Origin of the sequence: Roseovarius albus, assembly GCF_900172335.1 — a bacterium.
Taxonomy (GTDB): Bacteria; Pseudomonadota; Alphaproteobacteria; order Rhodobacterales; family Rhodobacteraceae; genus Roseovarius; species Roseovarius albus.
Window position 1 is genome coordinate 52,378 of sequence record NZ_FWFX01000019.1, and the last position, 12,356, is coordinate 64,733.

Genomic DNA, 12,356 nt, shown 5'->3' on the forward strand with positions numbered 1-12,356 from the left:
TTTTGGCCTTCTCCTCGGGGGGGTGCGGGATGCGCTGGTGCTATGGAAAATAAGTGGCTTAGCCTGTTGCGGCGAGTTGGTCGGCGCGGCTGTAGCCGCGTTTTTGCGCGCGGTGGCGGTATTTGTCGGCCATTACGGACGCCTCGCGCAGGTTGCCGTAGATGCTGATCATCGAGCGGCCTTTGCCGCCTGCGATCCCCCATTCGCGAAGGACCGAGATTTCCTCAAACAGGTTATAGGCGATTTCCACCCGGTAATAACGCGGGCGGCGGGCACGGGTACGACGGTAAAGAATGCAGACAGCCATAGGCTGATTCTAGATCACGGTGATTCGGCGCGCAAGAAAAACCGAATCTCTTAGCCTTGCAGTTCCGCCAGAATGGCCTGTGCGGCGGCGCTTGGGTTTTCTGCGGCCCAGATTGGGCGGCCAACCACGATGTGATCTGCGCCATCTTTGATCGCCTGCGCCGGAGTGGCAACGCGTTTTTGATCACCAAGCGCGGCACCGGTGGGGCGCACGCCGGGGGTGACGATCAGCCGGCCTTGCGATTCCGGCAAGGCACGGATCATTGCGGCTTCTTGCGGGGAGGCGATAACGCCGTCGGCACCGGCCTCAAAGGCTTTGCCCGCGCGTTCAGCCACCAGATCGGGAATGTCGCCTGCTTTGATCAGCCCGGCATCCAGATCGGCGCGGTCCAGTGAGGTCAGGATGGTGACGGCGAGGATTTTCAGGTCTTTGCCGGAGGCACCTTCCTTGGCGGCGCGGACAACATGGGGGTCGCCGTGGACGGTCAGGAAGTCGATATCAAACTGGGCCAGGCCCCGGACGGCGTTTTCAATCGTGGCTCCGATATCAAACAGCTTCATATCTAGAAAGATGCGTTTGCCCTGATCTTGCTTGAGCTCATTGGCAAGGGCCAGTCCGCCGCCAGTCAACATACCCAGCCCGATCTTGTAGAACGAGACATCATCGCCGAGTTGCTGGGCCAGTTGCAGGCCAGCCAAAGCGTTGGGGACATCAAGGGCGACAATCAGGCGGTCATCAGACATGGCATTTCCTTTGGGCAGCGAATTGCGTCCTTGTCGCGGCCCAAGGCGCAGGCGTCAAGCGGCAATCAGGCGGCGCAGCTGTTGGATGACCGGGCTGGACTGTGGCGCATCACTGAGATCGCGCAGATCACGGCGCAGACGCAGGATTGGCGAGGGGGCCTTGTGTGCAGTTTTCGCCTTTTGTGTCAGTCGGCGGGAAATGATCTTGAAATCTGCGTGCAAAGGCGCGTTGACCTGACAGGGGTAGGAATAAACCGCACCGTCTTCGTGAATACGGACCAAAGCCTCGAATCCGCTGAGTTCGGGGTTGTAACGGACATCGTCGAGGTGGAGTTTCTCGATCTGCATTTTTGTCTTCCTTCTGCTCGGGCCTCATGCTGAGTGCCTGTGGATAACTTGTGGATAAATGGGATGCAGCGCCTGTTTTCCAAGGGGTTTCACGAAAAAGTGCCAATTTGACGCGGCGTCAGTGTTTAATGGATAAATCTTAAGAGGGTGGGCTTGAAGGTAAGCGCCCGATTGCCCATTTATTGTGCAGAGGTTTCCACACCGACGCATGCTGCCTAGCGGGTGCGCAACATTTTGGGAATGCTTAAGAAAAGGAGAACAGGATGGACTTAAATAAGTTCACGGAGCGGTCGCGCGGTTTTTTGCAGGCGGCTCAGACGATTGCGATGCGGGAGAGCCATCAGAAACTGGCACCCGAACATTTGCTCAAGGCATTGATGGATGACGATCAGGGACTGGCAAGCAACCTGATCAAACGCGCAGGCGGCGCGCCTGAACGTGTGATGCAAGCACTAGAGCAATCGCTTACCAAGATTCCGCAGGTGTCAGGGGATACTGGGCAGACCTATATGGATCAGCAGACCGGTAAGGTTTTGGCTGAGGCTGAAAAGCTGGCGCAAAAGGCCGGTGACAGCTTTGTGCCGGTTGAACGACTGCTGACGGCGCTGGCGGTGGTGAAATCGCCGGCTAAGGATGCGTTGGACGCCGGTGCCGTCACGGCGCAGAAAATCAACGAAGCGATCAACGATATCCGCAAAGGGCGCACTGCAGACAGTGCCAGCGCGGAGGATACCTATGAAGCGCTGGAGAAATATGCGCGCGATCTGACCAAGGCGGCATCGGAAGGCAAGATTGACCCGATCATTGGACGTGATGATGAAATTCGTCGGGCGATGCAGATTCTGAGCCGTCGCACAAAGAATAACCCTGTTTTGATCGGGGAGCCGGGCGTGGGTAAAACCGCGATTGCCGAAGGTCTGGCTTTGCGCATTGTCAACGGTGACGTGCCCGAAAGTCTTGCCAATAAACGGCTCTTGTCTTTGGATATGGGGGCGTTGATTGCAGGCGCGAAATATCGCGGCGAGTTTGAAGAGCGCCTGAAGGCGGTTCTCAATGAGGTGACCGCGGCGGCCGGTGAGGTGATATTGTTCATCGACGAGATGCACACGCTTGTGGGTGCGGGCAAGACAGATGGCGCGATGGATGCGGCGAACCTGATCAAACCTGCGCTGGCGCGCGGGGAGTTGCACTGTATTGGTGCGACCACGCTGGATGAATACCGCAAGCATGTTGAAAAGGACGCGGCTTTGGCGCGGCGATTCCAGCCTTTGGTGGTTGAAGAACCGACCGTTGAGGACACAATCTCGATCCTGCGCGGGATCAAGGAGAAGTACGAGCTACACCACGGCGTGCGGATCTCGGACAGTGCCTTGGTTACGGCGGCGACGTTGAGTCACCGTTACATCACCGACCGGTTCCTGCCGGACAAGGCGATCGACCTGATGGACGAAGCGGCGAGCCGTCTGCGCATGGAAGTCGACAGCAAGCCCGAGGAACTGGATGCGCTGGATCGTGAGATCCTGCAAAAGCAGATCGAAGCGGAAGCCCTGAAGAAAGAGGATGACGCGGCCAGCAAGGACCGGCTGGAGAAGCTGGAAAAAGAGCTGGCGGATCTGCAGGAGCGGTCGGCAGAGATGACGGCGCAATGGCAGGCCGAGCGGGATAAGCTGGCCGGTGCCCGAGATCTCAAGGAGAAGCTGGACCGCGCGCGCATAGAGCTGGATACAGCAAAGCGCGAAGGCGACCTGGGTAAAGCTGGAGAGCTGTCATATGGCGTGATTCCTACGCTTGAAAAACAGCTGGCCGAGGCGGAAGCATCGGAAGACAAGGATGTTATGGTCGAAGAGGCCGTGCGCCCTGAGCAGATTGCGCAGGTGGTCGAGCGTTGGACCGGGATTCCAACCGCGAAGATGCTGGAAGGCGAGCGTGAAAAGCTGCTCGGCATGGAAGACAACCTGCATCGTCGGGTCATCGGTCAGGATGCTGCGGTCAAAGCCGTGGCAAATGCGGTGCGTCGTGCACGGGCGGGTCTGAATGATGAGAACCGCCCGTTGGGCAGCTTCCTGTTCCTTGGGCCCACGGGTGTGGGGAAAACCGAGTTGACCAAGGCTGTGGCCGAGTTTCTGTTTGATGATGACAGCGCGATGGTGCGCATCGACATGTCGGAGTTCATGGAGAAGCATTCGGTTGCTCGTCTAATTGGTGCGCCTCCGGGTTACATTGGTTACGATGAAGGTGGCGTTCTGACCGAGGCTGTGCGGCGTCGTCCGTATCAGGTTGTCCTGTTTGACGAGGTTGAAAAGGCGCATCCGGATGTGTTCAACGTGTTGTTGCAGGTTCTGGATGACGGTGTGCTGACCGATGGTCAGGGCCGGACTGTGGACTTTAAGCAGACGCTGATCATCTTGACCTCGAACCTTGGGGCGCAGGCGCTGAGCCAACTGCCGGACGGGGCTGATGCCTCGGATGCCCGGCGGGATGTGATGGATGCGGTGCGGGCGCATTTTCGCCCCGAGTTCCTGAACCGTCTGGACGAGACCATCATCTTTGACCGCCTGGGGCGCGAGGATATGGATGGTATTGTCGAGATCCAAATGCGTCGCCTGATCAAACGGCTTGCGGCACGCAAAATCACGCTGGAGCTGGATGAGGCGGCGAAGAAATGGCTCGCCGATGAAGGCTACGATCCGGTCTTTGGCGCACGTCCGCTGAAGCGGGTGATCCAGCGAGCCTTGCAGGACCCGCTGGCCGAGGCTTTGCTGGCGGGGGATATCCTCGATGGTAGCACGGTGCCGGTAACCGCAGGCGCCGAGGGGCTGATCATTGGGGATCGGGTTGGCAGCACCAGCCAGAAACCGCCCGAGGATGCGGTTGTGCATTGATAGAGAAAAAGCCCGCCTTTATGGCGGGCTTTTTTGTATCCATCACTAATAATCAAAGAGGGTACCATGGCTTCATTGGCTGGGAAAGTGGCGCTTGTCACAGGTGCGTCTGCACCGTTGGGAATTGGCCGGGCCATTGCGCGGCGATTGGCTGGTGACGGGGCGGTCGTTGTCGTGACGGACATCAGCGGAAGCGTTGAATTGGGTAACGAGGTTTTGGATCGCTCAGATTTGCTACAAGATCTTGTTGCCGACGTGCATGACGCGGGCGGAACCGGGATAGCGCTAACTTTGGACGTGACTGATGCAGGCAGCATTCAAGCATGTATTGCTGAGGTAAAGCGGCAGCTTAGCCGGATTGATATCTTGGTGAACAACGCGGGTTCACTGGCGGGATCGGATGTGTTCTTGTCAACCACACCTGCGCAGTGGGAGGCCAGCTTTCGAGTTAATCTGCTAGGGCCGATGGTGCTGGCGCAAGCGGTGATCCCGGACATGCAGGCCAATGGGGGAGGCCGCATTATCAATATAGGTTCAACCGGGAGCCTTGGAGCTGAGGCCGGATTTGGTGCTTATACAGCGATGAAGCACGGGTTGGTGGGCTTGAGTAAAACCATCGCGGCAGAATTTGGCAAAGATGGCATCCTGTGTAACACGGTTTGCCCGGGATACATTTCGACCGATATGCATCTGGCAGCGAATGAACGTTTGGCGCAGGAAAGTGGATTGTCGGTCGATGAGATCAAGACCCGTCGTTATGCCGATGTTGCTTTGCGGCAGGCAGGATCGCCCGAGGATGTCGCCGCGGCTGTTGCCTACCTGGCAGGTCCTGATGCGAGTTATGTAACAGGCATTAATTTTCCGGTCAGCGGCGGAATTCCCTTTGGAATATAAGGTGCCATTCGTGACAGACCCGTGATTTGCTTTCCAATCAGTATAGGGCAACATTGAGATGTTATGGATTCGGCCCTACACAAATGGATAAAGATCGCAGTGTTCAGTATCTTGGGTCTTGTGCCCCGAGCCTCTGAAGCACAAAGCTTCTGCGAAGCCGTGCAAAGGTATACTCAAGAAACAACACCACAAAACTTCGAGGTGTCAGATATCGCAGGAGAGTGTCGTACTTTCCGGGAGCATACTGGCGCGAAAGGTGTCATGTGCAATCAGCCTTTCCCGTATCGGTCAGAAAAAGCCGTGAACGCGTTTGCCGCGTTGAATGACTCTATTCAAACCTGCTTGGGTTCAAGTGCAGGTCCTACCCAGGATCAGGCGGTGAACCATCCGGATTCCTACGTGCTCTATCAATACGTGGTAGAGAATATGAAGGTTTCAGCATCTCTCAAAGATAAGGCTGCCCTACAGCAGACCATTGTGTTTTTGCGGATCACAAAGGACTTGCATCAATAATAGCGTCTTTGGTGGAATGCTTAGGTGAACCGTTTGGCTCCCACGACGCAGGCTACCACAAAGAGGGTTGCGGCGATCATGGTTGGCGCGATGGGTTCATTCAGCAAAAACCCGGCCAAAATCAAGCCAAAGAAGGGTTGCAAAAGTTGGAGCTGACCAACGCCTGCGATGCCGCCCAAGGCCAGCCCGCGGTACCAGAAAATGAAGCCGACCAGCATTGAGAAGACCGAGACATATGCCAGTCCTGCCCATGCTGTGGGAGTGATTCCAGTGAAGGTGCTTGGAAAAGTCATCAGCATGATCACCGTCATGATTGGCAGGGACAGCAGCAAGGCCCATGAGATCACCTGCCATCCGCCCAGATGACGCGACAGCACGGCCCCTTCGGCATAACCAAGTCCGCACAGAATAATTGCCCCCAGCATGAGAAGGTCACCTGTGAGGGATGTTGCCGTGTTCTGAGACAAGGCAAACATGACAACGGCCAGACTGCCTGCGCAGGAGAAGACCCAAAACAAGGGTTTGGGCGCTTCGCCCCCGCGCAGGACACCAAACAGGGCGGTCGCCAAGGGAAGTAGCCCGATAAAGACAATGGAATGCGCAGCCGTAATGTGTTGCAGGGCGAGCGCTGTTAGCAATGGAAAACCGACGACTACGCCAATCGCCACGATAGTTAGAGATGTGACGTCACCACGGCTTGGCACTGGGGCTTTCATGATCATCAAGAAGGCGGTACCCAGTACAGCAGCAATCACGGCGCGGGCACAGGTTAGAAATATTGGGGAAAATCCCATGACTGCTACCCGTGTGGCTGGCAGAGAGGCGCTGAAGATAAGAACGCCCAGTAAGCCACTTCCCCATCCGCGGCAGATGTATTGGTTGGTTGTCGCCAGCATCGCAATTCTCCTTTGAGCCTTTGAAATGAGTACGGTGAGGGTGATGGTGTTGATAGATACAAACCAATACAATTTAGAAAAACTGTACTACCTTGATGGCCCGTACAGTTCTAGAAGGGGGGTAGAATGCTATCTGAAACGCGAACACAGCAGGTGATGGGGGCGATACGGCGCAAGATCACCGGACGTATTTTACAGCCGAGTGAGAGGCTGCCTTCGATTCGCGGATTGGCGGCAACTATGAATGTGTCGCCCTCAACGGTGGCCGAAGCCTATGATCGATTGACGGCTGAAGGATTGATTTATGCGCGACGTGGTGCCGGGTTTTATGTGGCGCAGACCGCGCAGCCCTTTGACGTGACCGAAGTTGAGCCGCGTTTGAACCGGGAGATCGACCCGTTTTGGGTGACGCGGCAATCGCTGGATGCCGAGCCGCATATGGCCAAACCCGGTTGCGGCTGGTTACCACCGGATTGGATGCCCTTGGAGGAGTTGCGGCGCGCCTTGCGGCGTGTCGCCCGTGCCGATGATGCCCTGTTGGTCGATTATGGCAGTACCCGTGGTTCATTTGCGTTGCGCCGGTTTCTGGCGGGCCAGTTTGCTGATGAAGGTTTAACCACTGGTCCTGATGATATTCTGCTGACAGCATCTGGTACGCAGGCCATTGATCTGATTTGTCGGTTATTGTTGCGACCGGGCGATACCGTTGTGGTGGACGATCCTTGCTACTTCAACTTTCAGGCCTTGCTTCGGGCGCATCAGGTTGAATTGGTCAGCGTTTCGTTTACCAAGAAAGGGCCGGATCTGGAGCGGTTTGAACAGGTCCTCAAGCAGTATCGGCCCACACTTTATATTACAAATTCTGCGCTTCATAATCCAACCGGTGCCAGTTTGACGCCACCGGTTGCACATAAGCTTTTGAAACTGGCTGCGACGCACAATCTTATCGTCATCGAAGACGACATCTTTGCCGCGTTTGAATCGGAGCCGTCGGTCCGGCTGGCCGTATTGGATGGTTTGGAAAATGTGATCCGGATTGGAAGTTTCTCCAAGACCCTTTCGGCCTCAGTGCGGTGCGGATACATTGCAGCTAAGAAAGAATGGGTTGAAGCGTTGATTGATCTGCAAGTGGCGACCAATTTTGGTGGCCCAAGTCCGGTGACCGCAGAATTGATATATTCGGTGCTGAGCACCGGGGGCTACCGCAGGCATATGTATGGGCTGAGGGAACGTCTTGCACAACAGCGCCGCGTTTCAGCGAAGAAGCTCGAAGAATTGGGAATCACGCCGTGGTTGATGCCGCAGGGTGGGTTTTATCTCTGGTGTGAACTGCCAGATGGAATGGATTCGGCAGATCTGGCGCGCAGGGCATTGGATGGCGATGTCGTGCTGGCCCCTGGAAATGTGTTCAGCGTGTCGCAAACGATGGCGGGTTTCATGCGATTTAATGTTGGTCAGATGAGTCATCCTGAGACACTCGCACCGCTCCACACCTTTTTGCGGGATGCGGGTTGAGGCAGCTGCCTAGGGCTTCGTTACAGTGAACCACATCATTGTGAGGCGTATTGTTTTGCCGCAGCGGAAGGGTGAAATTATGCACAACACGAAGGGCAATGCGCCTGCAATGTATAAAAGGAGCCCCAAATGGCCAACCGCTGGAAGAATACGCTGACTTATCGTGATGTGACGGACGAGGCAACGTTTATGAACCGACGTCAATTGCTGGCGGCGGCATCGGGGCTGGCGTTGGGGAGTATCGCAGGTACTGCGCAGGCCGAGGATCTGGAGGCCAACAGTTGGGAAGATATCACCAGCTACAATAACTATTACGAATTCGGAACCAGCAAGAGCGACCCGGCGAAATACGCCCACACCTTGGTGACCAGCCCTTGGACCGTGAAGATTGATGGGCTCGTCGACAATCCGGGTGATTATGCCTTTGATGATATCATGAGCAAGATGACCGTTGAAGAGCGGATCTATCGCTTTCGCTGTGTCGAGGCCTGGTCGATGGTGGTGCCTTGGAACGGGTTCGAGCTGGCGGATCTGCTGAATCATGCTGGCGTGCAATCTGGCGCGAAATACGTGGCCTTTGAAACCGCGCTGCGCCCGGATGAGATGCCCGGTGTACGTTATCCGGTGCTGGACTGGCCCTATGTCGAGGGGCTGCGGTTGGACGAGGCGATGCACCCTTTGACGATGATGGCCACAGGGATTTATGGCAAAGACATCCCGAATCAGAATGGCGCGCCGTTGCGTCTGGTGGTGCCGTGGAAATATGGCTTCAAATCTATCAAGTCGATCGTGCGGGTCACGTTGACCGACACGCAACCGCCGACCAGCTGGAACAAATCCAACGGCCGCGAGTACGGCTTCTATAGTAATGTGAATCCGGAAGTCGACCATCCGCGTTGGAGCCAGGCGACTGAGCGGCCATTGGGTGGGGGATTGTTTGCTTCACGCCAGCCAACGTTGATGTTCAACGGATACGAGGAAGAAGTTTCCAACCTGTATGCGGGCATGGACTTGCGGGCGAACTATTGATCTTTGCGGCTGATATCCCGGCGGTCTTGCCTGCCTCAGAAACCCATGCGGTTTTGCCGCGATGTAGGTCGAGCGACCATTCCATCACGGGTGTTCTGAGCAGCGATCTTTTCCATGGCCGATACGAACTGGGCGCGGTGCGACAGGAACTTCGGAATATAGAGCGGTTTCTGCCGCTCGAAAGTCAAAACAAGAGCGGGACGCTTTTCGTGGACACGTATGCCGACCAGATCGTCGAGGTCGCGGGTCTGGGAGCGCAGATCAACACCGTGGCAAGTGATCTGTTTGTCGCTGTAGATCACCTTTTGAACGAACAGCAGCATGAACCAGCTGTAGCAGAATACGGCAGCCAACCCATAGTAGATGACATCGCGAATCCAGCCGGAAGCAATTCCGAGGGATTCCCACAGGGGCCCAAAATCTGTGTAGGTCGTGAAGACAAGCGCAAGGAATGGCGCGATAAGGATGAGGCCCATCGGGGGGCGCAATTCAATTCTGCCGTCGCCGAGCTTGACCGGTGCCGTTTGAAACAACGACGAGAGAAGCGTCATGCCGATATCTTCGAACCGTTCATCCTGAGCATAGATCGACGTGGCACCCTTGGCATTTCGCCAGCACCGGATACCGATACACATGGTTGCGACGGCAACAAGGGATAGGATCGCATAGGTGATTTGTTGGTCGTGACTCATATGAAATACTCTTGGTGGATAAACGGGTTAATGGATTTCGGGTTGTTTTGTAGGTTGAAGAACAATCGTGTCGAGAACTTGGCGCGCCATTGGTTTTCTGTAGGCTGCGGGGCTCATGCGGTAGATTTAGGTCGGAGATGAAAATCGTGATTGATCAGATGAACCGGATCATGCGGTGGATTCCCTCCTGGAGCATTTATGTTACCGGGCTGTCCTATGCCGCTTGGTTGATATGGCTGGGCGTATCCAACCAACTTGGGGCGGATCCCGTCGAGGCGCTTGAGCATGCGTTAGGTGAGGTGGGGCTTTATCTGCTGATCGCCGGTTTGGCTGTAACACCTTTACGGAAGGTGCTGGGACTCAACCTCATGAAATTCCGTAGGGCGCTGGGGTTGACCTGTTTCTTCTTTATTGTGTTGCATCTTTTGGTCTGGGCCATCTTGGATGTGCAAGAACTTGGCAGGGTTGTCGCGGATCTGACGAAACGTCCCTATATCATGGTGGGTATGGCGGCATTTCTCCTGATGATGCCCTTAGCCATTACGTCAAACAATGCTTCGGTGCGTCGTCTGGGAGCAAATTGGCGTTCGCTGCACAAGCTAGTATATCCTGCAGCGCTGCTGGGAGGTGCGCACTATCTGATGCTGGTGAAAGGTATTCAACTCAAGCCAATATTCTTGATGCTGGTGATCGCCACTCTTATCGGGCTCAGGTTCGTGCCTTTATTGGTGGCGCGATCATCTAAAGTTTAGTGCTCGGGTGTCCATAATTTCCACGGTTGTGTTGACCGTCAAAATGCTCAATTTTGTCCATTATTTTTACCATTTCCCCCTATACGCATCGAATGGTCAACGTCTATAGGGCGTTCGTACGACATTGTTTTGTAAAGAGTAGAGTAAGTTATGGCGACACTGGATCATAGCCTTTGGTTAAATGGATCGGGCACCGCGGTAGACGGAAGCGTCGTGGTCAACGATGGATCACTAAGCACGACGGTCACAGCTGATTTCACCGGAAACTGGGTTTCCGCAGACCCTGGCAATTCGGGACAGGATATCAACTCGAACTTTGCGACTTCTGACCGCACGGCGGATTTCAGTTTTTCCGAAGATGTCGAGAACCTATCCTTCAGCCTGAATGGGGTGAACGCCAGTGGTGCGTACAACGATGGCTACCGGGTTTTGGTTCTCGACGAAAATGGGGACCCGATTCCAGCGGCTGACATCACTGTCACGGCGAGTGGTTCTGGTATTAACTTCACGACCAATGCGTCGGGTGAAATTGTTGTCGATCCGGACACGACCTCGACCAGAGTCGTGAGCTTTTCTGCGGATGGCCCGATCTCTCGGATTGTTATCACCTCAACGCCTTCTCCGGATGGATCAATCACCGGTGGGTCAGGCATTAGTGATTTCACTTTTGACGTTGCATCGCCGCCGCCCTGTTTTGTGGCTGGAACAATGATCAAGACACAATCCGGTCTGGTTGCGGTCGAAGACTTGCAAGTTGGCGATATGGTGCTGACCCAGGACAGTGGCTATCAGCCAATCCGTTGGATCGGCTCTCGGGCTGTATCCGGGCGTGGCCGCTTTGCACCAATCAAAATCACGAAAGATACGTTTGGCAATGATCGCGATCTCATGGTGTCGCCGAACCACCGTGTGCTTGTTTCTGGTTGGCAGGCGGAAATGATGTTCGGCCATTATGAGTGTCTGGCCGCAGCGAAAGCCTTGGTGAATGGGGATACCATCTATCGTACCCCCTGCACAGAGGTGGCCTACTATCACGTGCTGTTCGATCAGCACGAGATCATCTTCAGTGAAGGTGCCCTAACTGAAAGCTTCCACATCAGTGCTGTTAGTCTTAATACGGTTGCTTCCGAAGCGCGAGATGAGATCTTGGCACTGTTTCCGGAGTTGATCGGGCAAAGTGTCGCCAGTCATCAACTAGCAAAGCCCGAGCTCAAAGTGTTTGAGGCGCAAATGCTGTCAGCGGGCCTTTCGGCGCGCGCCGCATAAAGAGTGCTGCCTCGCGCGCTTTTTCCTGAGGCTGCGCTTCTCCTCATCACGGGCAAGACAGAGTTGCGTGACAATCGATAAAGGCGCGCTACATTTTCTGACTCGGGTTGTTGTTTCGCTAGGTTGCTAGCTGAGCAGGAGTGCATGTCCTGACGAATCTATTTGCAATAGTGCACCTCAGGTTTTTGCAGGTACTATGGGGCGGGCCCTGATCTTGGAGTTCACTGAGATCGATTCCTGGAGATTCTAACTCGATTCCATGCGAGTCATTAACTGCGACTCGGATGGTATTGTGGAGTATCGCAAGAATGACGCAAGATATGGTGTGCATAGCATGTTGTCTCGATAACTTTGTTTCTCATGTTGAGCTGTTGCTCACTGCTTTAATTCCTCTATCCAATTGATATTGTTTTATTTTTTATAAAAGGTGAGTTTTTGAGTATTTTTTATAAAAAAGGGGTTGCGGGTTTTGGTGGGTAAGCATAGAACCCCCTTCACCGGCGGCGCTGAGGCGCACAA

Annotated in this window: 12 protein-coding genes; 7 read left to right on the top strand and 5 right to left on the bottom strand. The window is 55.0% G+C overall.

The window, feature by feature from the left end; genetic code table 11:
• Nucleotides 1–58 precede the first annotated feature (58 nt).
• Genes ROA7450_RS19700 through ROA7450_RS19710 form a run of 3 tightly spaced genes read right to left on the bottom strand, consistent with a single transcriptional unit; the run spans nt 59 to nt 1,398 of the window.
• Nucleotides 59–307 carry a WGR domain-containing protein gene (locus ROA7450_RS19700; RefSeq protein WP_085807673.1) on the bottom strand — a complete coding sequence of 83 codons (249 nt, stop codon included), beginning with the start codon at nt 305–307 and terminating at the stop codon, nt 59–61.
• A gap of 50 nt (nt 308–357) precedes the next feature.
• Nucleotides 358–1,050, bottom strand: a complete 693-nt coding sequence (gene pyrF, locus ROA7450_RS19705) for an orotidine-5'-phosphate decarboxylase (RefSeq protein ID WP_085807674.1) — start codon at nt 1,048–1,050, stop codon at nt 358–360.
• Between the two features lie 54 nt (nt 1,051–1,104).
• Nucleotides 1,105–1,398, bottom strand: coding sequence for a hypothetical protein (locus ROA7450_RS19710; RefSeq protein WP_085807675.1), 294 nt, complete (start codon nt 1,396–1,398; stop codon nt 1,105–1,107).
• A 263-nt stretch (nt 1,399–1,661) separates the two neighbouring features.
• Between ROA7450_RS19710 and clpB the strand changes: the two genes are divergently transcribed.
• From clpB to ROA7450_RS19725, 3 genes are all read left to right on the top strand, one after another.
• The gene (clpB, locus tag ROA7450_RS19715) at nt 1,662–4,280 is read left to right on the top strand and encodes an ATP-dependent chaperone ClpB (protein WP_085807676.1); all 2,619 of its coding nucleotides are present in this window, start codon (nt 1,662–1,664) and stop codon (nt 4,278–4,280) included.
• Nucleotides 4,281–4,346: 66 nt separating this feature from the next.
• Nucleotides 4,347–5,174, top strand: a complete 828-nt coding sequence (locus ROA7450_RS19720) for an SDR family NAD(P)-dependent oxidoreductase (protein WP_085807677.1) — start codon at nt 4,347–4,349, stop codon at nt 5,172–5,174.
• A 63-nt stretch (nt 5,175–5,237) separates the two neighbouring features.
• Nucleotides 5,238–5,687 (top strand): hypothetical protein, encoded by a 450-nt coding sequence (locus ROA7450_RS19725; RefSeq protein WP_085807678.1) that lies wholly within the window; start codon nt 5,238–5,240, stop codon nt 5,685–5,687.
• A 20-nt stretch (nt 5,688–5,707) separates the two neighbouring features.
• On the opposite strand, the gene ROA7450_RS19730 is transcribed toward ROA7450_RS19725, so the two are convergent.
• Nucleotides 5,708–6,583: a DMT family transporter gene (locus tag ROA7450_RS19730; protein ID WP_085807679.1), complete on the bottom strand. Its 876-nt coding sequence runs from the start codon at nt 6,581–6,583 to the stop codon at nt 5,708–5,710.
• Nucleotides 6,584–6,709: 126 nt separating this feature from the next.
• On the opposite strand from ROA7450_RS19730, the gene ROA7450_RS19735 reads away from it, so the two are divergent.
• Entirely contained in the window at nt 6,710–8,098 is a 1,389-nt protein-coding gene (locus ROA7450_RS19735) for an aminotransferase-like domain-containing protein (protein WP_085807680.1), read from the top strand.
• Nucleotides 8,099–8,227: 129 nt separating this feature from the next.
• A complete protein-coding gene (gene msrP / locus ROA7450_RS19740) occupies nt 8,228–9,127 on the top strand; it encodes a protein-methionine-sulfoxide reductase catalytic subunit MsrP (RefSeq protein WP_085807681.1) in 900 nt (299 codons plus the stop codon).
• A gap of 35 nt (nt 9,128–9,162) precedes the next feature.
• Here msrP and ROA7450_RS19745 read toward each other — a convergent pair whose 3' ends face one another.
• Nucleotides 9,163–9,819, bottom strand: a complete 657-nt coding sequence (locus ROA7450_RS19745) for a hypothetical protein (protein ID WP_085807682.1) — start codon at nt 9,817–9,819, stop codon at nt 9,163–9,165.
• Nucleotides 9,820–9,956: 137 nt separating this feature from the next.
• Here ROA7450_RS19745 and msrQ point away from each other — a divergent pair, with 137 nt between their 5' ends.
• Together msrQ and ROA7450_RS19755 are read left to right on the top strand one after the other, a co-directional pair.
• Nucleotides 9,957–10,571 (top strand): protein-methionine-sulfoxide reductase heme-binding subunit MsrQ, encoded by a 615-nt coding sequence (gene msrQ / locus ROA7450_RS19750; protein WP_200812990.1) that lies wholly within the window; start codon nt 9,957–9,959, stop codon nt 10,569–10,571.
• Nucleotides 10,572–10,721: 150 nt separating this feature from the next.
• Nucleotides 10,722–11,837, top strand: a complete 1,116-nt coding sequence (locus ROA7450_RS19755; RefSeq protein WP_085807683.1) for a Hint domain-containing protein — start codon at nt 10,722–10,724, stop codon at nt 11,835–11,837.
• The last annotated feature ends 519 nt before the right edge of the window (nt 11,838–12,356 follow it).